This window comes from Halomonas sp. NO4 (assembly GCF_010994375.1).
Lineage (GTDB): Bacteria > Pseudomonadota > Gammaproteobacteria > Pseudomonadales > Halomonadaceae > Halomonas.
On the sequence record NZ_WHMA01000020.1, the window covers coordinates 39,506 to 59,957 of the forward strand.

General features: G+C 64.1%; 19 protein-coding genes and 1 pseudogene. 12 read left to right on the top strand and 8 right to left on the bottom strand.

Going from position 1 to position 20,452, the window contains the following annotated elements; genetic code table 11:
* Positions 1 to 3: 3 nt before the first annotated feature.
* Complete coding sequence (locus FEF15_RS13450; protein ID WP_163559688.1) at positions 4 to 570, bottom strand: NnrU family protein; 567 nt, start codon at positions 568 to 570, stop codon at positions 4 to 6.
* 132 nt (positions 571 to 702) lie between these two features.
* The gene (locus FEF15_RS13455) at positions 703 to 1,938 is read right to left on the bottom strand and encodes a permease (protein ID WP_163559689.1); all 1,236 of its coding nucleotides are present in this window, start codon (positions 1,936 to 1,938) and stop codon (positions 703 to 705) included.
* Between the two features lie 187 nt (positions 1,939 to 2,125).
* Here FEF15_RS13455 and FEF15_RS13460 point away from each other — a divergent pair.
* Positions 2,126 to 3,501 (top strand): annotated as a pseudogene (locus FEF15_RS13460) (hypothetical protein).
* A gap of 80 nt (positions 3,502 to 3,581) precedes the next feature.
* On the opposite strand, the gene FEF15_RS13465 reads toward FEF15_RS13460, so the two are convergent.
* Both FEF15_RS13465 and FEF15_RS13470 read right to left on the bottom strand, forming a co-directional pair.
* Positions 3,582 to 4,310, bottom strand: a complete 729-nt coding sequence (locus FEF15_RS13465) for a tellurite resistance TerB family protein (RefSeq protein ID WP_163559690.1) — start codon at positions 4,308 to 4,310, stop codon at positions 3,582 to 3,584.
* A 176-nt stretch (positions 4,311 to 4,486) separates the two neighbouring features.
* The gene (locus FEF15_RS13470; RefSeq protein WP_163559691.1) at positions 4,487 to 4,813 is read right to left on the bottom strand and encodes a rhodanese-like domain-containing protein; all 327 of its coding nucleotides are present in this window, start codon (positions 4,811 to 4,813) and stop codon (positions 4,487 to 4,489) included.
* 224 nt (positions 4,814 to 5,037) lie between these two features.
* On the opposite strand from FEF15_RS13470, the gene FEF15_RS13475 reads away from it, so the two are divergent.
* The 3 genes from FEF15_RS13475 to FEF15_RS13485 are packed head-to-tail and all read left to right on the top strand — an operon-like array spanning position 5,038 to position 6,708.
* Complete coding sequence (locus FEF15_RS13475) at positions 5,038 to 5,610, top strand: gamma-glutamylcyclotransferase (protein ID WP_163559692.1); 573 nt, start codon at positions 5,038 to 5,040, stop codon at positions 5,608 to 5,610.
* Complete coding sequence (locus FEF15_RS13480) at positions 5,610 to 6,392, top strand: sulfite exporter TauE/SafE family protein (RefSeq protein WP_163559693.1); 783 nt, start codon at positions 5,610 to 5,612, stop codon at positions 6,390 to 6,392. Before FEF15_RS13475 ends, FEF15_RS13480 begins: the two co-directional genes overlap by 1 nt.
* A gap of 46 nt (positions 6,393 to 6,438) precedes the next feature.
* Positions 6,439 to 6,708 carry a hypothetical protein gene (locus tag FEF15_RS13485; RefSeq protein ID WP_163559694.1) on the top strand — a complete coding sequence of 90 codons (270 nt, stop codon included), beginning with the start codon at positions 6,439 to 6,441 and terminating at the stop codon, positions 6,706 to 6,708.
* Between the two features lie 18 nt (positions 6,709 to 6,726).
* On the opposite strand, the gene FEF15_RS13490 is transcribed toward FEF15_RS13485, so the two are convergent.
* Genes FEF15_RS13490 through FEF15_RS13505 form a run of 4 tightly spaced genes read right to left on the bottom strand, consistent with a single transcriptional unit; the run spans position 6,727 to position 12,453 of the window.
* A complete protein-coding gene (locus FEF15_RS13490) occupies positions 6,727 to 7,359 on the bottom strand; it encodes a response regulator transcription factor (RefSeq protein WP_163559695.1) in 633 nt (210 codons plus the stop codon).
* On the bottom strand, positions 7,352 to 8,674 hold the full coding sequence (locus tag FEF15_RS13495) for a PAS domain-containing sensor histidine kinase (RefSeq protein WP_163559696.1): 1,323 nt from the start codon (positions 8,672 to 8,674) through the stop codon (positions 7,352 to 7,354). The genes FEF15_RS13490 and FEF15_RS13495 overlap by 8 nt, the downstream gene beginning before the upstream one ends.
* Positions 8,675 to 8,725: 51 nt before the next feature.
* Positions 8,726 to 10,984, bottom strand: a complete 2,259-nt coding sequence (locus FEF15_RS13500; RefSeq protein ID WP_163559697.1) for an EAL domain-containing protein — start codon at positions 10,982 to 10,984, stop codon at positions 8,726 to 8,728.
* Positions 10,984 to 12,453, bottom strand: a complete 1,470-nt coding sequence (locus FEF15_RS13505) for an ATPase domain-containing protein (protein ID WP_163559698.1) — start codon at positions 12,451 to 12,453, stop codon at positions 10,984 to 10,986. Before FEF15_RS13505 ends, FEF15_RS13500 begins: the two co-directional genes overlap by 1 nt.
* A gap of 374 nt (positions 12,454 to 12,827) precedes the next feature.
* Between FEF15_RS13505 and FEF15_RS13510 the strand changes: the two genes are divergently transcribed.
* The 8 genes from FEF15_RS13510 (at position 12,828) to ltrA (ending at position 20,356) form a co-directional block, all read left to right on the top strand.
* Positions 12,828 to 13,358 (top strand): XRE family transcriptional regulator, encoded by a 531-nt coding sequence (locus FEF15_RS13510; protein ID WP_163559699.1) that lies wholly within the window; start codon positions 12,828 to 12,830, stop codon positions 13,356 to 13,358.
* On the top strand, positions 13,355 to 14,077 hold the full coding sequence (locus FEF15_RS13515) for an AzlC family ABC transporter permease (RefSeq protein WP_163559700.1): 723 nt from the start codon (positions 13,355 to 13,357) through the stop codon (positions 14,075 to 14,077). The genes FEF15_RS13510 and FEF15_RS13515 overlap by 4 nt, the downstream gene beginning before the upstream one ends.
* 1 nt (position 14,078) lies before the next feature.
* Positions 14,079 to 14,420, top strand: a complete 342-nt coding sequence (locus FEF15_RS13520; RefSeq protein WP_163559701.1) for an AzlD domain-containing protein — start codon at positions 14,079 to 14,081, stop codon at positions 14,418 to 14,420.
* Positions 14,421 to 14,554: 134 nt separating this feature from the next.
* The gene (locus tag FEF15_RS13525) at positions 14,555 to 16,441 is read left to right on the top strand and encodes a methyl-accepting chemotaxis protein (RefSeq protein ID WP_163559702.1); all 1,887 of its coding nucleotides are present in this window, start codon (positions 14,555 to 14,557) and stop codon (positions 16,439 to 16,441) included.
* Positions 16,442 to 16,554: 113 nt separating this feature from the next.
* Positions 16,555 to 16,920 carry a type II toxin-antitoxin system RelE/ParE family toxin gene (locus tag FEF15_RS13530; protein ID WP_163559703.1) on the top strand — a complete coding sequence of 122 codons (366 nt, stop codon included), beginning with the start codon at positions 16,555 to 16,557 and terminating at the stop codon, positions 16,918 to 16,920.
* Complete coding sequence (locus tag FEF15_RS13535; RefSeq protein WP_163559704.1) at positions 16,917 to 17,234, top strand: helix-turn-helix transcriptional regulator; 318 nt, start codon at positions 16,917 to 16,919, stop codon at positions 17,232 to 17,234. Before FEF15_RS13530 ends, FEF15_RS13535 begins: the two co-directional genes overlap by 4 nt.
* 791 nt (positions 17,235 to 18,025) lie before the next feature.
* Complete coding sequence (locus tag FEF15_RS13540; RefSeq protein WP_240454174.1) at positions 18,026 to 18,388, top strand: dienelactone hydrolase family protein; 363 nt, start codon at positions 18,026 to 18,028, stop codon at positions 18,386 to 18,388.
* A 720-nt stretch (positions 18,389 to 19,108) separates the two neighbouring features.
* Positions 19,109 to 20,356 (top strand): group II intron reverse transcriptase/maturase, encoded by a 1,248-nt coding sequence (gene ltrA, locus FEF15_RS13545; RefSeq protein WP_163559705.1) that lies wholly within the window; start codon positions 19,109 to 19,111, stop codon positions 20,354 to 20,356.
* Positions 20,357 to 20,452: the final 96 nt, after the last annotated feature.

A 20,452-nucleotide genomic window follows, 5' to 3' on the forward strand; every position in this document is an offset into this window, starting at 1 on the left:
GCGTCACATCACCGGCACGCCGGTGATCCAGACGTGGAGGTGGACGGCGAAGAGGTAGTAGGCGACCACGCCGATCACCAGGGTTGCGAGTGTGGCCGCCATGCGCGGGGCCGGCGCGGCGTCGCGCGGGCGGCGACGTGCGGCGCGGAAGTCGAACACCGCCCACAGCAGGAAGGCGCCGAAGAAGACGATGTCGCCCAGCCGGCCGTTGGCCAGCAGGTGAGCGAAGGCCCACACCTTCACGGCCAGGATCATGGGGTGGCCGAGCTTGGCCTTGAGGGCGTTGCCCGGCACGTAGGCCGCCACCAGCAGGATGAAGGCGGGGATCATCAGCAGGGCCACCAGGTGGCGCAGCGCCACCGGCGGCTGCCATACCCAGACGGGATCGAGGCGCATCTGGCCGTAGCCCCAGATGGCGATGGCCAGGCCGAAAATCGACAGCATCGAATAGAGCGCTTTCCAGCGCAGCTCGCCCAGCTTCGCAATCTGCGCCTGGCGCCAGTCGTCGGCGACGATGCGTACCGAGTGCGCCCCCAGAAAAATCACCAGCCCCAGGATCATCACCAGCATGGAAGCGCCTCCATCAGTCAAAAGCGAACGAAACGCTGCCAGCCTAGTCGGTCACGGGACTCGCTGCCAGTGTGGCGTAGCAGGCAAGGGTCGACACCCTGGCGCAGAGCTTCGCCGCTTCACGCGAATGCGTCAGCCCGTCGCCAGCGGCGCCACCAGCACGCCCCCCGCCAGCCAGGCGACGGCGAGCGCCACCAGGCCCTGCAGGAGGCGCGTGCCGCGAGACGTCCCGCCCCCGCCATGGTCGTGGTGATGATGATGACCACCACCCGCTCGACGCGCGCGCCACCACAGGCCGACCAGGGCCGCCGAACCAGCCAGGAAGGCCAGATTGAGGAAGAAGCCGTAGTTGATTGCGAAGAAGTCACGCTGAGTGACGGTTACCGAGTCGCTACCGCTCGGCAACCAGCCGAGCCAGCCCATGCCGTAGTGCAGCAGCAGGGCGGTCACCACCAGCGTGGTGAGCAACAGCGCCAGGATGTAGAGCGCCATGCGCCAGCCGTAGTAGGTGGCATTGATGCGCAGGACCGGCAGTACCACCAGGTCGGAGAAGATGAAGGCCATCACCCCGGCGAAGCTCACGCCGTTGTCGAAGAGCACCGCCGCCAGCGGGATATTGCCCATGGAGCCGATGAAGGTGAAGAAAGCCGCCACGGGCCCCACCAGCGCCTGGGCGAGCAGCTCCAGGAAGCCCGGCTCGCCATCGCCGGCTCCCAAAAACAGCGACTGGAAGAAGGCCTGTGGCACGAAGGCCGCGATGATCCCGGCCACGGTGAAGCCGATCAGCACGTCCTTCCAGACCATCTGCCACTCCATGACGTAGGTCTGGCCAATCTCCTGCCAGCCCTGAAGGCTGGTCAGCTTGTGACGCCAATCCGGGGCCTGGCTTGCCGCTTCTTCCGCGTCGGTGCCCAGGCGCTCGCGAACGCGGGCGATCAGGCGCTCGGGCCTCGTGAGCCCGATGAGCGCCCAGGCCAGCAGGATCAGCAGCACCCCGCCGACGTACTCGCCCACCACGAAGGGCCAGCCGAGGAAGAGAGCGATCACGAAGCCGAGCTCCACCACGAGATTGGTGGACGCCAGCAGGAAGGCCAGCGAAGGAGCCAGCCCCGCGCCTTTCTGGAAGAGCGTTCGCGTGGTCGCCAGGGCGGCGAAGCTGCAGGAGCTGGAGATGAAACCGAACAGCGTGCCCAGCAGCATGCTGCGCGGCCCCGCAGTGCCCATGGCACGCTGCATGCGCGCCTGGGTCACCAGCACCTGAATCAGGCTGCTGATCAAATAGCCCAGGGCAAAGGCCCACAGCGCCATCCAGAAGAAGCCCAGGCTGGTGAGTGCCGCCTCGTTCCATAGCGGCAGGAAAGCATCCATAGACGAAACCTCCGGCAGAAAGGAGCGAACACGGCATGGGGTGCCGTGGGTCGACGATTTGGCCTATCAGGCTATAACCCTTGGGTGACACAAAGGTCAAGCGATGCCTTTTTCGCGACTCCCCCGGTTGCTCCGCCTCCGTTACCATGGAATCCGAACCGCCACCCCAGGAGGCCGCAGCGTGACAGTGACGTCGTCCGATACCGCCCGCGACGCCCTTCCCGATGTCCTCATCGGGCCACTCCTCAGACGTCTCGCTCCGGATCGCCTGGTGCTCTGGCTGATGGGCTCGCGGCCCCTGGCGCTCACCCTGATGGTGCGCCCCGACGGGGTGCCGCCGCGCCGCCTGGCGCTGGGCGAGGAGCGCCTGCGCCACCTGCCGCTGGGCCGCCACGCCTGGCTGCACCTGATCGACGTATCGCTCGCCACGCCGCTGCCCACCGGCGTGTCCATCGCCTACGACCTCAAGGTCAGCGATGCCCCTGGCGAGCCCGGCATCGCCGACTGGGCGCCCCACCTGCTCCACGAGGCCGAGACGAACCCCACCTTCGTGCTCGCCGAGCGCCATCACCGCCTGCTTCACGGCTCCTGCCGCAAGCCCCACCACGACGGGCCGGACGGCCTGGTGCGCGCCGACGCCTGGCTTGCCGAACGGCGCGAGGCGCCCGACGAGTAGCCGGCCTGGCTACTGTTGACCGGCGACCAAGTCTACGCCGACGACGTGGCCGGGCCGATGCTCACGGCGATCCACGCGCTGATCCATCGGCTGGGGCTGTTCGACGAGCCCCTGGAGGGCGCCACCGTGGCCGACAGCCAGGCGCTCTACGCCGCCCCCACCACCTATTACCGGCGCGAGGCGCTGCTGCCCGATGTCGAAAGCAGCGCCGCCCTGCGCGAGCGCTTCTTCGGCGGGGTGCGCAAGCCGGTGTTCACCTCGGCGAACGCCCACAACCACCTGATGACCTTTGCCGAGGTCATCGCCATGTACCTGCTCGCCTGGTCGCCCACACCCTGGAAGCTGATCGAGCCCGGCACCCCCGAGCTGGACGAGGCAGACGCGGCGCTCTTTCGCCACGAGCAGGCGACCATCGAGCGCTTCGTCGACGGGCTGCCCGCCGTGGCGCGGCTGCTCGCCCACCTGCCGACGCTGATGATCTTCGACGACCACGACATCACCGACGACTGGAACCTCACCGCCGACTGGGAGCAGTGCGCCTATGGCAGATCACCTCCAGCGGCATCAAGAACACCTTTCCCGACACCCTGCTCGACTGGTTCGACCGCGCCAACCGCTGGCTCTATGCGCCGCGCTCGCCGCTCAACTGGTTCACCAAGCGCCGGCGCATGGTCGTCACCCCGCGCGACCCGGACCGTGCCAAGGCCGGCGAGCGGCTGTGGGACGGCAGCGGCATCGGGCTGGTCGACCTCGACGCTGACGGGCGCCCCCAGGCGATTCGCCAGCTCGACGCGCGTGGTTTCGAGGTCGACTTCCCACCGCCGCTCAGCTCGCCTGACGGCGCCGCCACAGCGGCTGGATCGCCACCATCACCAGCCAGGTCATAGCAGGGAGCCCAGCGTCCCCGCGGCCCAGGGCGAGAGCCCCAGGCCCAGGCCGGTGGCGAGCCACAGCAAGGGGGCATCCATCAGCCGGCCTCGACGGCCTGACGCTCCAGCTCGGCGCTAGCCTCGGCCGGCAGCCTCAGCGCCTTCGCCAGCTGGTCGAGCCAGGCGCGCTCCATGGGGTTCTGCTCGTCGATCACCGCCACGCTGATCAGGTAGATCTCCCGGGCCGCCTGGGGGGAGTCGGCCTGGCGGGCCAGCGCCTCGGCATCGAGCGGCGCCTGCATCTGCTGCGCCACCCAGTCGTGGAGCTCATGATCGGCGCCCAGGGCATCGATCTGCTGGGTGATCAGCTCGCGCTCCTGATCGTCGACATGCCCGTCGGCACGAGCGGCCAGGATCATCGCCTGCAGCAGCTCCAGGCTGCGCCGGTCGCGCGCCTCGCCGCCCAGCCGCTCCACCGGCTCGCCCTCCTGGGCCTGGCTGCCGCCCGCATTGCCCTGGTAGTTCTGCCACGCCTTCCAGGCCAGCACGCCGACCCCGGCGATGGCGCCGTACTTGAGCGCCTTGCCACCCAGCTTGCGCCCGCGCTTGGAGCCCACCAGCAAGCCCAGAGCGCCGCCGCCGAGCAGGCTCTTCACGTCCACCCCCGAGCCGCCCTGGGCCGCCCCACCGGCGCCCGAACCGCCGCCCATCTGGCGCGACAGCCCCTCGAGCATGCCCTTTACATCCACCCCGCCGCTGCTGCTGCCGCGGCCCTTGCTGCCACCGGCCTGCTGCATCAGCTGATCGAGAATCCTGCTGGCGTTCATGGCGCCCTCCCTGTCGAGAACAATGCCTGTCGAAAACAATGCCTGTCGAAAACAATGCCTGTCTGGCGAGAACAGTGATTACGCCGTCACGATACCCCCGGCCCGGAGCAACGTCGACGGCAAAGAAACGGGCGGCTCGCAAGAGCCGCCCGTGGTGCGTGTCATGTGTCGGAAGATCAGGCCGCGTCGCGCTTCTCGAACCAGTCCTGGGTGCCGCCTTCGTAATCGTAGACCTGAGTGAAGCCGGCTTCCTCCAACTGCTTGGCCGCCTTGGGGGAGGCGTCACAATCGAAGTTGGCGCAGTAGACCACGACCTTGCGCTCCTTGCTCCCGACCACGTCCTCGACCTTCTCGACGAAGTTCGCGTCTTTGACGGGAATGTTGATCGAGGTGCGAATGTGCTGCTTGTTGAAGGCGTCGCGCGGCAAGACATTGATGAGCACGAAATCATCATGCTCGGTTTCGTTCATGACCTTGAGCTCGTCGCGAGTGATCGCTTTCATGAACACCTCCTCTGCCGTAACGGATTCGGCAACTGCGCTGGCTTGCCCGTCTTCAACATAGAAGGCAAGCCTTTATTTTCCAACGCCTTTTCTTGCCTTTCTTTAGTTGTGACAGGCCCTCGGCCGCCAAGTTCCCTCCGCGGCCGCGAGCTTCCCGGGTGCACTTGACGCGCCGGGCCTGGCAAGATCACGGGCCCGACACTTGCAAAAACGACACCCCGACGATGACGCTCGACACCACCCGTGACAATCGACGCCGCACCCACTTTGCCGGCCATGATGCCATCTGGCTGTTCGGCTACGGATCGCTGATCTGGAAGGCGGACTTCCCCTACCGCGAACGGCGCCCGGCGTACATCCATGGCTGGGTGCGCCGCTTCTGGCAGGGCTCCCACGATCACCGCGGCACCCCCGAGGCGCCGGGCCGCGTGGTCACCCTGGTGCACAAACCCGGGGCGACCTGTCACGGCATGGCCTACCGCATCGCTCCGGAGGTGCTCGAGCCGCTCGACGTGCGCGAGAAGAACGGCTACCTGCGCGAGGTGGTGCGGCTGCATTTCGACGAGGGCGACGGCCACAGCGCCGAGGGCCTGGTCTACCTGGCCGGCGCCGACAATGCGGCCTTCCTCGGCGACGCCCCGCTCGATGCCATCGCCGAGCAGATTGCCACCGCCCATGGGCCGAGCGGTGCCAACCGCGACTACCTGCTCCACCTTGCCACCGCCTTGAAGGACCTCGGCGTGGAGGATGAGCACGTCTTCGCCCTGGCAGCCCGCCTCCACGAGGGGGAACGCTGATGGGCGAACTCGAGGCCTGGCAGTACGCCCTGATCGGGCTGATCTTCGTGTGGAGCGGCTTCGTGCGCACCAGCCTCGGCTTCGGCGGCGCCGTACTCTCGCTGCCCTTCCTGCTGCTGATCCATGACGAGCCGCTGATCTTCTTGCCGATCATCGCTGTGCACCTGCTGATCTTCTCCAGTTGGATCGCCTGGCGCGGCCACCGCCAGCTGGTAGCGGACAACGGCGGCCAGCGGCCGGAAACCAGCAACATCGACTGGGGTTACCTGCGCCGGGCCATGCAGATCATGATCGTGCCCAAGCTGATCGGGGTGGTCGGGCTGCTCACCCTGCCCGGCAACGTGATGACCAGCATCATCTTCGCCATCGTGATCGTCTACGCCGTCGGCTATGTGCTCGACAAGCCCTTTCGCAGCAACAACCGCTACGTGGATGCCGTTCTGCTGGCGCTGGGCGGCTACGTAAGCGGCACCTCGCTGATCGGCGCGCCGCTGATCGTCGCCGTCTTCGCCACCCACGTGGCGGCCCATCAGCTGCGCGACACCCTCTTCGTGCTGTGGTTCATCCTGGTACTGATCAAGATGGTGTCGTTCCTGGTCGTCGGCGTCGACCTGCAGCTCATCCACCACCTGTGGCTGCTGCCCTGCGCCCTGATCGGCCACCTGCTCGGCGAGCGTGCCCATCGCCACATGATCGCCAGCCGCACGAACCTCTATTTCCGCGTGCTCGGCGGCGTTCTGATCCTGGTCAGCGTGGTGGGGCTGCTCGGCCCGACGGGCTGAATGGGCGGCTCGCCAAACTCATGCCGCGCTGCTATGGATGAAGTGAATGATCACGGCGGAGGATGACAGCGTGCCCCGGCAGGAACGCACCATCATGGCCTTCGACGACCAAGGCCGCGAGTACATGATCGACGTCTTCGTCAGCGTGAAGGAGCTCAGCGAGCTGCAGCACGCCGGCGCCATCCATGACCCGCCCGCCCTGCGCACCCGGGAGGGCCACCCGGTGACCTACCTGGGAGGCGGCGAGTTCTCCATCACGCTGCCCGGGGAAGAAGGCGGCATCACCGTGCGCACGGACGATTCGGAGTTCGTGTAGCTCAGGAGTTCGTGTAGCTCAAAGGAGGTCGTGTTCCACGGCATAGCGGATCAGCCCGGACAGGCTGTCCACATCGAGTTTCTTGAGAATGCGCGCCTTGTGGGTACTCACGGTCTTCGAGCTGAGATGCAGCCTGGCAGCGATGACGCCTACCGTCAGGCCTTGCGCCAGGGCCATGAACACCTGATATTCCCGCTTGGTCAGGCGCGCATGAGGTTGGCCCTCCGGCTGTCCGGTCAGAGCCTGGAGGGCGAGCTTATGCGCCAGCTCCCCCGGGATGTAGAGCTGCCCCCGGGCGACTTCCCGCAGGGCCGTCAATAGCTCCTCGGGGGGACGCGACTTGGTGATGAAGCCATGGGCCCCGGCGCGAATGACCCGGGCGGCATACTGCTCTTCCCGGTGCATGCTCAGTACCAGCACGCAAGTATCCGGCGCCCGGCGTCGCACCGCCTCGACCAGCTGCAACCCCGCATTTCCCGGCATGCTCATGTCCATCAGCAGCACCGTTGGCTGGCACTTGAGCACCTGTGCCAAGGCGGCGTCGCCGTTGTCGGCTTCCCCCACCACTTCCATCTCCGGAGTCGATGAGATCAGCGAGCGCATGCCTTCGCGCACGATGCCGTGATCATCAGCAATCACCACCTTAATCATGATGGCCAGGTTCCAGCGGCAGCGTGATGCCGATTCGTGTCCCCATGCCAGGAGAGGATTCCACCCTGAGCGAGCCACCCAGCATCGCCACCCGCTCGCGCATGCCGGTCAGACCGACCCCGCGCTCTTGAGTGGCCTGCGGAATGAAGCCGATACCGTCATCTCTGACCTCCAGGCAAGCCCGATCGTCATGCTCGTCGTAGCGCACGATGACCCGCGAGGCTCGGGCATGGCGACGGATATTGGTCAGGCACTCCTGCAGGATCCGGAACAGCACGGTGGCGGTCTCGCCAACCGCCTGGCCGGTCACTCCCGACCCGGGCTGCCAGCGTATGTCCAGCTGATCGCGTCTGGCACACTGCTCGAGGAACCATTCGGCAGCGGCCTCGAAGCCCAGGTCATCGAGGATGGAGGGCCGCAGATTGGCCGCGATGTCGCGGACTTTCTCGATCACCTCGTCGATGAAATGGCCCTTCTCCCGGAGACGCTCGACATGGTCGCTGGGTAATCCCGGCAGCTCATGGTTGACCCTCTCCAGGTCGAGCTTCATGGCCGTCAGCATCTGGCCCAGGTCGTCATGCAGATCACGGGCAATGCGACGCCGTTCCTCCTCACGGATATTCTCCTGGGCACTGTACAGGCGGCGCAGGGTCTGCCGAGACTGGTAGAGTTCGGTGCCGTCCTGAGCGATGCCGAACACCCCCACCACTTCGCCGTCCACGATCATGGGCACATTGGTCACCTGCGCCACCCGCTCACCGATGGTGCGATCGAGCACTCGGCAGCGATAACTGCAGGACTGGCCCCCCAGCACCTGGCGAAAGTGATGGCGTACGGCCTCCCGGTCTTTCTCGACCACGACGGCTTCCCAGTGCTCGCCCAGCAGCTGCTCGTAACGATAGCCGGTGAGTTCGCAGGTACGGCGATTCACCTCCAAGAACCGGCCGTCGAGGCCCAGGCTGTAGACTGCATCGGGATGTTCCAGGAACAGCGAGTGATAGCACTGTTCGCTCGTCTTCAGCTGCTGGAAGAGGGCGCGACACTTCGTGATCTCGGTCAGTTGGATGACCCGCTGTTCATCGACGGGCGATGTCGGCCCCACGGCGAATCGAAAGTGGCGATCGCCGATGCAGGCCTCGAACTCAGCAAACGCCCCCGGAGCCCCCTGGGGTGCAGCCAGGATCGCCACCAGCCGCGAAACGCCCTGGACATCCAACCGCTCACCCAGCCGCTCGTCAACGGCCAGCCGCCCCAGCAGGCCGTCGGCGGCATGGTTGAAGTCACGAATTCGACCCTGGGGATCGACCTGGATCATCGCGCCCGGTAACGCCTCCAAGGGAATGTGTAGCCTCAATGCATTCATGTATCAGGACGACCGTTCGGTCTGTATCAGCTGCTCGATCTCGTCGGCAGGCCGTGCCGCACTGACCAGGAATCCTTGCCCCCAGTGACACCCCAGCGCCGACAAGCGGTCGCGCTGTGCGATGGTTTCAATGCCCTCGGCCACCACCTGGATCGACAGGTGGCGTGCCAGGTCGAGGATGACCTGGACGATGGGCTCCCCGGCGGCATCGCCGTCGAGCCGGTCGACGAACAGCTTGTCGATCTTGAGGATATCCAGCGGCATCGACTGCAGGCGGGCCAACGAGGAGTAGCCACGTCCGAAATCGTCCAGCGCCAGGTGGAAACCACACTCGCTGAGCACGTTCATCGCCGCCTCGACCTCTTCAGGCTCATGCATGAGGGTTTCCTCGGTCAGCTCCAGGTGCCACCACTCCGGCTGGGTGCCGTCGGCCACCACTTGATCGCGGATGCGCTCAGCCGCCTGACGCCCTTGCAGCTGGCTGACGGAGAGGTTCACGGCCATGGACAAGGTAATCCCGCGCGCCCGCCAGTCCACCAGTTGTCGAGCCGCCGTTTTCAGCACCCAGTCCCCGAGGGGACCCATGAGTTTTAGATCCTCGGCGACGGGGATGAATTCCCCGGGCGAGATGCGGTTTCCCTCGGCGTCCGTCCAGCGCAACAGCGCCTCAACCCCAACCAGGCGACCGCTGCCGATCTCCCAGATCGGCTGGTAATGCAACTGGAACTCCTCGCACTCCAGGGCATGATAGAGACGGGACTCCAGCGACAGGCGCTGGAGTCGCTGCTGCTCCATACCCGGAGAGTAGAACACCAGCTGCTGGCCCTGTTTCTTGGCCTGGTACATGGCCATGTCGGCCTGGTCGATCACCACCTCGGGCTCTGTCGCGTAACAGGGCAGCAGACTGATGCCGATGCTGACGCTCAGGTGGTGACGATGCTCCTGAATGGCGAACGGCTGTTCCAGTGCCTTGACGATCCGACTCGCCAGCGCCTCGGCGCCAGCGGCCAGACGGCGCACGCCATCCTCCCCGCAAGCCAGGGGCTCACGCGGATCGTCGATCAACACCACGATGAACTCGTCCCCGCCCTGCCGGCCCACCAGGTCACCGTCACGCAGGGTGTGCTGGAGGCGCCGTGCCACCCGCTGCAGGATCTGGTCCCCCGCCGCATGGCCCAGCGCATCATTGACCAGCTTGAAATCATTGAGGTCGAGAAACAGCACCGCGGCCTGCTGACCACTGCCGGTGCCGGCCATCAGCTGGTTCAGTCGGTGCAGGAGAAAGCGTCGATTCGGCAGGTCGGTGAGCGGGTCCCGGTAGGCCAGCTTGTGGATCTCCTGCTGCTGACGCTCCCGCTCGCCCTGCACGCGCAGCTTGTCGAGCCCGAAGGTCAGGTGGGTGGAGAGTCGTTCCAGCAACAGTCGCTCATCAGGCCCGAAGACACCGGGCCGGCAGGCGCCGACCATCAGTACCCCAGCCGCGCCGTGCTGCGGCCGCAGGGGCAGGGCGACCATCGATTCCAGCCCCAGGTTCCGCAACTGCGCTCGCCAAGGGGCCAGACCGGGCGCCGTGGCCAGGTCTGCCACCACCTGCGCCTCTCCCGAGGCGAGCGCCCAGCCCGCCGAGCCCTGCCAGGTCGAACCATCCTCGCTCCAGGTGGCGCCGGACACGTCGACACCAACTCCGGTGCGGATCGCCAGGATATGCGGTAGCGACTGGCCCGGATCGGCGATACCGACCCAGGCCGCCGCATGGCCCTTGAAGCACGTGATGATCCGACAAACCGCCTTGGCGAACCCCTGCTCCGTTGCCTCCTGGAGCGTGACCTCACGCACCAGGTTGTATTCATGGAACTGCTGCAGGGAGAGCTGCCGTAGACGCACCAAGTTGCGCACCCGGGCACGCAGTTCCGCCCGGGTGGTCGGGATACGCAAAATGTCGGCGGCCGTGGTGCCGAGTTCACGACTGACCTGGGTCGGTGAGGTCAACTCACTCTTCGTCAACAACAATACCGGGAACACCACCGGCGAGGCCTCGGCGTGCAACTGGTCGATGCGTTGGCGCAAGCGATCCAAAGAGGGGGGATCGACGATCAGCAGGTCGGCCTCGCGGCCGGCCGTGCCCTCGGCATCAAAGCCCCCGATCACATAGCCTTCGGCTCTCAGGGAGCGTGCCAGGAGTTCGTGATCGGCGGTATTACCGACCGCGACCTCGATTCGCAGGCCGCCGCTGCCGATTCCCCAGGCCGGAATATCAACCATCAACTGCCCTGCGTCCGTGGAAGCGTTGCCTCGGGCACGCCGCGCAGGATGCACCGCAAGCCGACCATTGGCTCCCCCACCTTCAGCCCCTGCGATGTGATCTGGAATTCGCGCAGGGTCTTCTCGAAATCACCGGTGCGCTTCTTGAGCATGCCGATGGTCTTGCGCAGTTCACCGTCCAGTTCGATATAGCGCAGCAGCACCACCGTATCGGCCAGGTAGCTGATGCCGTACTCGGACACGCGCAGCTCGCCGCCGGCGATGGAACCGACCTCGTTGACCAGCAGAACCGTGACGCCCATGTTGCCCAGATAGCGACACAGGGCATGCACATGGGGCACCACGTCCTGACCGAATACCGACTGGCGATAGCCGGCCAGGCTATCCAACATGACGATACGCGCCCCCTGGGCCTCCACTTCGTGCCTCACCAGCCAGGCAAACTCGTCGGGGCCGTAGCGCAGCGGCTCGACCTCGCGAACCGCCAGCGTTCCCTGATCGATCATGTCTTCGAGCGGAATGCCGATGCCCTGGCAGCGATAGCGCAGGGTCTCGAGTCGCTCCTCGAAGCTGAAGATCACTGACCGCTCGCCACGAGTGGCGGCCTCACGCATGAACTGTACCCCGAGCGATGTCTTGCCGGCACCCGTGGGGCCCGACAAGATCGTCACCGTGCCTCGTTCGAGGCCACCGCCCATCAGCGTATCGACCTCCGCGACACCGGAAGCGATCGACTCGGTGATGAAATCACGGCGATGATCGGTGGGAATCAGCCGTTCATAGACCGTCATGCCGTGATCACTCAAGCGTACCGAGTGCTTGCCCTCGACGAAGCCGGAGCCGCGATACTTGACGACCGACAGGGTCCGCCCGAACTCCGTCGCCTCCAGCGTCAGGATGGCATCGCCGAGGTACTGGAGGTCCTCCTCGGCAGAGGATCCCCGTTCCGCGGAAAACAGCACGGTCACTCCGGCCCTTTTCAGGTATTCCATCAGGGCCATGACCTGCTTGCGGAACTGGTAGGAGTCGGGGAACAGGTGCCGCAGCTGGCTCAAGGCATCGACGAAGACTCGCTTGGGCAGCCGATCCGGAAAGAGTTCGTGGATCCGCGCCTGCAGATCCGGAGACTCGGCTTCCCACGGCTCCAGTACCGTATAGGCATCCGGTGTTCCACTCGCCTCTGAAGGTGACAGGTCGATGCTGACCACCCCGCTGATATCGAGGCCGATACCGCGTGCGTCTTCGTCAATCGTCCGGTGTGTTTCACCGAGGCTGATCAGCAGGGCCTCTCCAGGCTCTGCCTCCGCCAGGAAATGGAGCCCTAGCGTGGTCTTGCCTGAGCCCGGGCCACCGGATATCAGGTAGGACCTGCCCGCCCGAAAGCCGCCATGGAGTATATGATCGAGACCCGGCACGCCACTCGTGACGCGGGTTGACTTGTCTGGATCATGATTCTGCAAAGGGATCATTTCCTTCTCGTAAAACCGGCCATTTCAATCAGCACTTATATGCTGATATTCTTGCGCCTCAATGCATTCATTGAAGGCGACTAGCGAAAGGGTCGCCCCCCCTTTATCCTTCATTACCGAACAGGGTGCCCCCGGAGAGGACCTGACGTTGATATCGGCCTATGGTCGTTGCCTCGGCATCGCTTTTTCAATCGCTAACACCTGATACTAAACTCAGGCATGGACGACCTTCCTGTAGGGTAATCCCTACAAGCGCCCGCGGTATCCCGGTCACGGGTCGTGATCACTCCGGCTCCCACAGACGCGATACCCCTTGACGGGCGCCCGTTCCTTTAATAGAACGTTCGTTAAAAGGAACGGTTGAAAGGCACCCCATGGACACGCTCTCCCTCGGCACCCTCGGCCAGCACCTGCAGGCCCTGCGGCTCGAACGCGGCTGGTCGCTCTCGCAGCTGGCCGCCGCCGCCGGCATCGCCAAGTCGAACCTGTCGCGGCTCGAACAGGGCAACGGCAACCCCACCCTGGACACCATCTGGCGGTTGGCGGTGCAGCTGGGCGTGCCCTTCGGCACCCTGGTGGCGCCGATCAGCGTGCCGCTGGGCGAGCACGGCGTGGAGGTACGGCTGATCGACCAGGGCAAGGAATCCCCCCAGGTCGACGCCTACTGGATGCGCTGCGCGCCCCACACCCTGCGCCACGCCGAACCGCACACCCCCGGCGCCCGTGAGTCGCTCACCCTCATCAGCGGACGGCTGGAGGCCGGCCCCGAGAGCGACCTGAGCGAGCTGCGGCCCGGCGACAGCCTGACCTTCGCCGCCGACCGCCCGCACCTCTATCGCACCCATGACGCCTGGGCCACGCTGCTGCTCACCATCGTCTACACCGACGAAGGAGACGCGCCATGAGCCAGCAAGCGACTCATTCCCTGCCCCGCCCCTGGCTTGCCGGGCTGCGTGAGGCCATTCCGCTTCTGGGCGGCTACGTACCGGTCGCCATCTCCTTCGGGCTGATCGCCGTCCAGGCCGGCTTCAGCACCTGGGAGGCGGTGGTCATCTCGACCCTGATCTACGCCGGGGCCTCGCAGTTCCTGTTCGTCGGCATGATCGCCGCGGGGGCGCCGCTGTGGCTGGTGGTCGTCATGACCCTGCTGATCAACGTGCGCCACGTGGTCTACGCCCCCAACATCGCCCCCTGGCTGACCGCGAGCCGCGCCTGGCCCTGGCTGATGCACGGGCTGACCGATCAGGTCTTCGCCCTGGCCCACACCCGCCTGCCACAGCTGCCGGCGTCGCAGCGCCTCGGCTGGTTCACCGGCGCCGCGCTGCTCGCCTGGTTCAGCTGGATCGGGGGCACCGCGCTGGGCGCCGTGGCCGGCGAAGAGCTGACCCGGCGCTGGCCGCTGCTCGGCGAGATCATGCCCTTCGCCTTGCCGGCCCTGTTCCTGGTGCTGCTGGCCCCGCGCTTCACCGATCGGCGCTGGTCGCTGGCGCTGGGCAGCAGCATCGCCATCGCCTTGCTGCTCACCGTGAACGGGCTGAGCAACGCTGCCATTCCCCTCGGCGCCGCCTGCGGGGCTCTCTGCTTCTACCTGGTGAAGCTCGACTCGACAACGAGAGGACGCTGACATGAGTACCGCTCTCTGGCTCGCCGTGCTGGCATCGTCGCTGGGTACCCTGCTGATGCGCCTGCTGCCGCTACTGTGGATGCGGCGCCGCCTCGAGCGCCTCGATGACGGCGACGACGGCTTCGATGCCATGCCCCAGTGGCTCGGCATTCTCGGCCCGCTCATGATCGCCGCCGTGCTGGGCACCTCCCTGGTGCCAACCACCGTCGATGCCACCTCCTGGCTCGCCACGGCCATCGGCGTGCTCGCCACCCTGGCCGCGTGGTGGCGGCTACGCTCGCTCGGCTGGCCGATCGCCGCCGGCGTGGCGGCCTATGGGGCGGTGGTGACGCTGCTCGGATGAGGCATCGACCCGCAGTGGGTCGGCGCTAGCCATACCACCTCTACAGTTTTTCCTTACCTCGCCGATACCCCTCTGACCAAATAGTCAACAACGACGCATCGACCCTGACGATGCGCGAGCATGAAGGGGGAACAGTGAGGAATCTAACCATTGCCCAAAAGCTGATGATCGGCATCAGCCTGTGCATGATCCTGATCGTTGGCGGCGCGACGGCCATTCAGTACCGGCTGTTCAGCGAGCTGATCACCGACCGAGTCACCCAAGACGAATTGCCGGCAACCCTGGAAAGCATTCGCAATGACATCGAAGCCAACTTGAGCGGGCCAATCACGACGGCCCAGAGCCTGGCGAACAATGGCTATCTGCACGAATGGCTGACCGAAGGGGAATCGCGGGAAGGTAGCGAGCGCGCGGTGGAGCACTTCGAACGACTCCAGCAACGCACCGGAGCCAACACCGTCTTCTACGTGTCGGCACTCAGCGGCAACTACTACACGGCCAATGGGATCGAGCGCACGCTGGACCGTGAAGAAGACCCCTGGTTCTATCGCTTGGTCGACGATGCCGACAGCCCTGATTATACGCTGGATGTCGATTCAGACGGCGGAGAGCTGAAGGTCTTCATCAACCACGTGGTCGAATTCGACGGCGAACGCGTGGGGGTCGCCGGGGTCGGCTATACGCTCGACGCCATGGCCGAGACGATCAGCAACTATCAGCTGGGTGAGACGGGCTCGGTGTTCCTGGCAAGCCAGGACGGCACGATCAGCGTTCACCCTGAGGGAGCCTCGATGGCGGGCCAGCCGGTAGCGAACCTGCCCGGCTGGGAGACCCAGGCCGCCGAGCTGCTGGCAGGCGTTGGCTATCGTTACGCCACGATCAGCGACGAACACGGCGCCGAGCAGCTGGTCGCGGCGATCGAAGTACCGGGTACCGACTGGATCGCCTTCGCCCGGATACCGCGCAGCGAACTGTTTGCCGATCTCAACCAGGCGGTGCTGATGGTCATTCTGACGGTAGCGGCAATCGTGCTGGCGAGCCTGGTGGTGTTCGCGTTGCTGCTACGTGCCCTGTTCCGCCCCATCCGACGCACCGCCGATGCCATGGGCGAGATCGCCCAGGGGGATGGCGACCTGACGCTGCGACTGCCCGTGCAGGGCAAGGACGAAGCCAGCGAGCTGGCCATCCAGTTCAATGCCTTCGCCGACAAGATGCATGACGTACTCGCCCAGGTGAGGAGCAGCAGCGATGCCGTTCGGCATGCCGCCCAGGAGATCGCCAGCGGCGGACAGGACATGTCGCGACGCACCGACCAGGCGGCGTCCAGCCTGCAGCAGACCTCCGCCTCTATCGAGCAGATCGCTGGCACGGTGGACAACACCTCGGCCTCGTCACGCGAGGCGAACCACCTCTCGCAATCCGCCGCCCAGCTGGTACAGGGCACCGGCGACACGGTATCGCACGTGGTAACGACGATGGGCGATATCCAGCACGCCTCCGAACGTATCGGCGACATCATCAAGGTCATGGATGACATCGCCTTCCAGACCAACCTGCTGGCGCTCAACGCCTCGGTGGAAGCGGCCCGCGCCGGCGAGAGCGGCAAAGGCTTCGCCGTGGTGGCGGGCGAGGTCCGCCAACTCGCTACCCGCAGCGCCCAGGCCTCGCGGGACATTCGCGGCCTGATCGACGCCTCCGGCGAGAAGGTCCAGGGCGGCACCCGGCTGGTACGCGACGCCGGCAACGCCATGAACGAGCTCGTCGAGGTGGTGAACCGCGTGGCAGGCATGCTCGGGGAAATCAGCCACGCCACCACCGAGCAGAGCGACGGCATCGGCCAGGTCAACATTGCCGTGGCCGAGCTCGACCGCATGACCCAGCAGAACGCCTCGCTGGCGGAGGAATCCACCTCGGCCGCCGAGCAGCTGCGCGAGCAAGCCGACCGCTTGGCGGAACTGGTGGGCAGCTTCAAGCTCAACGACGCACGGCAGGAAAGCCGGCAATACCCAGCTTTGACATAGATCCGCTAACCGAACGAAAACCGCGGGCGACCGACATGCGGTCGCCCCAACTCATCGCCGTCGACACAATGTCGATACTTGTTCCCATACCCATATGGGAATAAAATACCGACATGGATTCGCCCCCTCCCAAACCCGTCCACTGGGTGGCCAGCAGCAAGAAGGATCTTCTGGCCATGCCCGACGATGTCAAGGACGTCTTTGGCTTCGCCCTTCACCTGGCCCAGGTTGGCACCAAGCATCCACAGGCCAAGCCGTTGAAGGGGTTTGATTCCGCTGGCGTCCTCGAGGTCGTCGAAGACCACCAGGGGGATACCTATCGCGCCGTCTACACCGTCAAACTGGGTGATGCGATCTACGTCCTTCACTGCTTCCAGAAGAAGTCAGCCAAGGGCATTTCCACCCCCAAGCCTGATATGGACAAGATCCGCGACCGACTCAAGCTCGCCGAGCAGCACGCCAAGGGGGAAACGTCATGACCATCGACACCGGCTCCACCAACGTCTATGCCGACCTGGGCATGCCCGATGCCGATGAAATGCTCATCAAGGCACAGCTCGCCGCCAAGATCGGCGAGATCATCAAGCACCGCCGCCTGACGCAGTCCAGGGCCGCCGAGATCATGGGCATTCCCCAGCCCAAGGTATCCGCCCTGCTACGTGGCCAGTTCCGTGGCATCAGCGAAGCCAAGATGCTCGAGGCCATCGCTCGTCTCGGCCGCGAGGTAAAGATCGTGATCGGTCCATCACGCCGCCGCTCTTCCCCCGGCCATGTTGAACTTGAGATGGCTTGAGGCGGAAAACAGTAAGGCGTCAATTCGGGTTCTGATCGTCCGATGGCTGGTGATGAGGCTGGTCAGGGGCGTCTTCGCCAATCAGCGCCGGCACAGTGCGATTGGGATGATCAGACCTGAGGCCTTCGAGGCCCGAATGATCTCTTAGATCGGTGTCCACGACTGCAGGGTAAGATCAGCGTTCTTCGAGCGCCTGGTGGCACTGCGCCTGTTACCCTGACCCTCCGGTGTGGCCAGGGCCCGCCTCCCGCCGATGGTCCGCCGGGCAGGATCTCGTCCCTGTCGAGCCGTTGCGTCGACGGGGCCAAGGGTCTTCCCGGCGAGCGGTGCCGCGATATCGGTGGGAGCATCCCCGTTCATCACCGGCCAAGTTCGGTCAGCCGCGCCTGCATGTTCTCATTACCGCTCAGGCATTCAACAAGTCAAGGCGGGAGCCCACCCCACAAATTCCTACTGGTTGCATGCCATGGGGCACGACGTGGCCGTAGTGGTAAGGGTGGCTAGCTTGGAGAGAAGAGCAAGCGTAAAGAAAACTCCATATTATGTATGCCAGCTAACGGCCAGATGCGGATCTTCAGCAACTCCTTATGTAACTGATGTAACGCCGGAGCTGAGACGCTGTTTGCAAGCCGCCGCGCGGCTTACGAACGGTCCGGCTCCAGCACTGCGAATGATCATCAAAGCGGGGGAGTAACGACCTCGTCAACAGGGCCTGTCCTCGGTTAGATTCGTCTCAAGTGACATTCGTCCCCGACGACATCCATTCGCCATCGACACCCCGGAGCCCTTTCATGTCTCGTGCTATCGAAATCCCCGCCGCCGACGGCACCATCGACGCTCATGTCTTCACGCCCCGGAACGCCGACGGCCCCCTTCCAGCCGTGGTGCTGTTCACCGATATCGGTGGTCTGCGCCCCTGCTATCACGAGAAGGCTCAGCAGGTCGCGGACAACGGCTATTCCGTCTTGATGCACAATGTTTATTACCGCGATGCGAACGGCCCGGTCGTACCGGAGGGCAAGTCCTTCCGCGACCCGGACGTGCGACCGACGCTGTTCGAGTATGCCGGCCAACTCACGCCCGAGGCACAATCCCGCGACTTCGCCGCTCTCCTGGACTGCATCGATAACGAGGGTGACTGCTCCCCGCCCTAAGCGCTGACGCGCCACGGGTGTTAATGGCCAAGTAAAGTGACCCAGTACCGGCCAACGCTTCTGACCCACCCCCGAGGTGGCAGCGCTGCCACCATCCACCTACCGTGTCGGCTCAGCCAAGGGTCGGGACGGAGATGTGAAGGACTGGGGAATGATTCGTGTGCCGCAGGCACCGACATCAGCCGCACAGGATGGCAGCTGATAAGGGCATAAGCTCGTAAAGAGATGGTGGTAGGTCCACCGGAGTCTGCTGTCGGAAGCCGGCTTCAAACCACCTCAAGCGGCTCCTGTTAAGAGCATGGGTCGTGAGCGTTGAGGAAACGTCAGCCAATGAGCTGGCAGGTAAGGTGCAGAGAGATGAGTTATCCCGAACCTATGTTGACGCGTCGTAATCCAAAAACTGACATCAAAACCGGGGGCGGAATCATCCTTCGGGAACAGTTTGCAAGCGAGCTCCGAAGGCTGTGCAAGCGGTGTCCGGCGTATAGTGGGCATGACTCTGTACCGGGCTCTTTATGGGAACTGCGGGAACCAGTCATCACGATGCCAAGGAAGAAATGCAAGCCACTGAAATGGCGAGCATGAGAGTACCGATGCGTGATACTGGGACGGAGCAACTCGTAGTAGCAAGGAAGTGCCTGTAATGGGCATGGAGCGAAGGGGTTGCATCAAGCGGGCTTGTGTTGTGGCCCAACTGTCGATTGACAGGAGGAGGTCATAATGGAAGCCAAGCCTTTCACCATATCAAAATGGGATGTCCTGCGAGCTTACCAGTTGGTAAAAGCCAACCAAGGTAGCGCAGGGGTTGACGGGGAGTCACTGAGTGACTTTGACCTCAACCTGAAAAGGAATTTGTACAAGATCTGGAATCGCATGTCCTCAGGTGCCTATTTCCCCCCGCCGGTGATGGCGGTAGCCATTCCCAAAAAGGCGGGTGGGGAACGTATCCTGGGCATACCTACCGTCAGTGATCGAATCGCTCAGATGGTCGTCAAGCTGGCATTTGAAACCTCAGTAGAGCGCATCTTTCTGGCGGACTCCTATGGCTACAGACCGGGAAAATCGGCACTGGATGCTGTAGGTGTCACACGAAAGCGATGCTGGCAGTTCGACTGGGTGCTGGAGTTTGACATCAAAGGGTTGTTCGACAATATTCGGCATGACCTGCTGATGAAGGCAGTCGATAAACATACGGACTTGCCTTGGGTCAAGCTATATATTGAGCGCTGGTTAGCGGCACCGCTGCAGCGAGAGGATGGAGCACTGATTGCCAGAACACAGGGAACTCCACAAGGTGGGGTCATTAGTCCTGTGCTGGCGAACCTCTTTCTGCATTACGTCTTTGACAAGTGGCTAGCTAAACACTATCCCAACCTCAAATGGTGTCGTTATGCGGATGACGGGCTTGTGCACTGCCGCTCACGTGAAGAAGCGGAGCATATGCTCTCGGTTCTGCGGAGTCGATTTGCAGAGTGTGGTCTTGAGTTGCATCCTGTCAAAACCAAGATCGTATACTGCAAAGATGGCAGCCGGAAAGGCAACCATGGACATACACAGTTTGACTTTCTGGGATATACTTTTCGACGTCGTGTTGTCAAAAACCGTAAGGACAACAGCCTTTTTCTGAGCTTCACACCTGCCGTGAGCAAAGTGGCACTTTCAGGTATGAAACGAAGAATCCGAGAGCTGCGTGTTCGGTCTCGAACCGAGCTGAGCATTGCACAACTGGCAAAGCAGCTGAATCCGATCCTAAATGGATGGCTTGCATACTATGGCGCCTTCTACCGATCGGCACTCTATGCAATTTGTTGGCATGTCAATAAGGCTCTGGTTCGATGGGCGAGAAGAAAGTTCAAGTCGCTGAGACAACACAAGACACGGGCAGTGAAATTCATGGAAAGGATTTCAGAGCAGTGTCCCCGTTTATTTGCCCACTGGCGGCAGAGTATGCGTGGTTCGTTTGCTTGATGGGAGCGGAATGAATCGAGAGGTTCACGTTCCGTTCTGCGAGAGGCTGCGGGGGAAGTTCCCGCGGCCTACTCACCACAAGATCAAAGCGTTACA

What these genes read in the sequence shown, in the direction of transcription:
- FEF15_RS13515 (WP_163559700.1), top strand. Translation starts at nt 13,355, where the DNA reads ATGAGCCAGCAAGCGACTCATTCCCTGCCCCGCCCCTGGCTTGCCGGG.
- FEF15_RS13495 (WP_163559696.1), bottom strand. Translation starts at nt 8,674, where the DNA reads ATGATCCAGGTCGATCCCCAGGGTCGAATTCGTGACTTCAACCATGCC.
- FEF15_RS13455 (WP_163559689.1), bottom strand. Translation starts at nt 1,938, where the DNA reads ATGGATGCTTTCCTGCCGCTATGGAACGAGGCGGCACTCACCAGCCTG.
- FEF15_RS13505 (WP_163559698.1), bottom strand. Translation starts at nt 12,453, where the DNA reads ATGATCCCTTTGCAGAATCATGATCCAGACAAGTCAACCCGCGTCACG.
- FEF15_RS13470 (WP_163559691.1), bottom strand. Translation starts at nt 4,813, where the DNA reads ATGAAAGCGATCACTCGCGACGAGCTCAAGGTCATGAACGAAACCGAG.
- FEF15_RS13485 (WP_163559694.1), top strand. Translation starts at nt 6,439, where the DNA reads ATGATCACGGCGGAGGATGACAGCGTGCCCCGGCAGGAACGCACCATC.
- FEF15_RS13490 (WP_163559695.1), bottom strand. Translation starts at nt 7,359, where the DNA reads ATGATTAAGGTGGTGATTGCTGATGATCACGGCATCGTGCGCGAAGGC.
- FEF15_RS13535 (WP_163559704.1), top strand. Translation starts at nt 16,917, where the DNA reads ATGACCATCGACACCGGCTCCACCAACGTCTATGCCGACCTGGGCATG.
- FEF15_RS13530 (WP_163559703.1), top strand. Translation starts at nt 16,555, where the DNA reads ATGGATTCGCCCCCTCCCAAACCCGTCCACTGGGTGGCCAGCAGCAAG.
- FEF15_RS13480 (WP_163559693.1), top strand. Translation starts at nt 5,610, where the DNA reads ATGGGCGAACTCGAGGCCTGGCAGTACGCCCTGATCGGGCTGATCTTC.
- FEF15_RS13475 (WP_163559692.1), top strand. Translation starts at nt 5,038, where the DNA reads ATGACGCTCGACACCACCCGTGACAATCGACGCCGCACCCACTTTGCC.
- ltrA (WP_163559705.1), top strand. Translation starts at nt 19,109, where the DNA reads ATGGAAGCCAAGCCTTTCACCATATCAAAATGGGATGTCCTGCGAGCT.
- FEF15_RS13500 (WP_163559697.1), bottom strand. Translation starts at nt 10,984, where the DNA reads ATGGTTGATATTCCGGCCTGGGGAATCGGCAGCGGCGGCCTGCGAATC.
- FEF15_RS13520 (WP_163559701.1), top strand. Translation starts at nt 14,079, where the DNA reads ATGAGTACCGCTCTCTGGCTCGCCGTGCTGGCATCGTCGCTGGGTACC.
- FEF15_RS13540 (WP_240454174.1), top strand. Translation starts at nt 18,026, where the DNA reads ATGTCTCGTGCTATCGAAATCCCCGCCGCCGACGGCACCATCGACGCT.
- FEF15_RS13465 (WP_163559690.1), bottom strand. Translation starts at nt 4,310, where the DNA reads ATGAACGCCAGCAGGATTCTCGATCAGCTGATGCAGCAGGCCGGTGGC.
- FEF15_RS13450 (WP_163559688.1), bottom strand. Translation starts at nt 570, where the DNA reads ATGCTGGTGATGATCCTGGGGCTGGTGATTTTTCTGGGGGCGCACTCG.
- FEF15_RS13510 (WP_163559699.1), top strand. Translation starts at nt 12,828, where the DNA reads ATGGACACGCTCTCCCTCGGCACCCTCGGCCAGCACCTGCAGGCCCTG.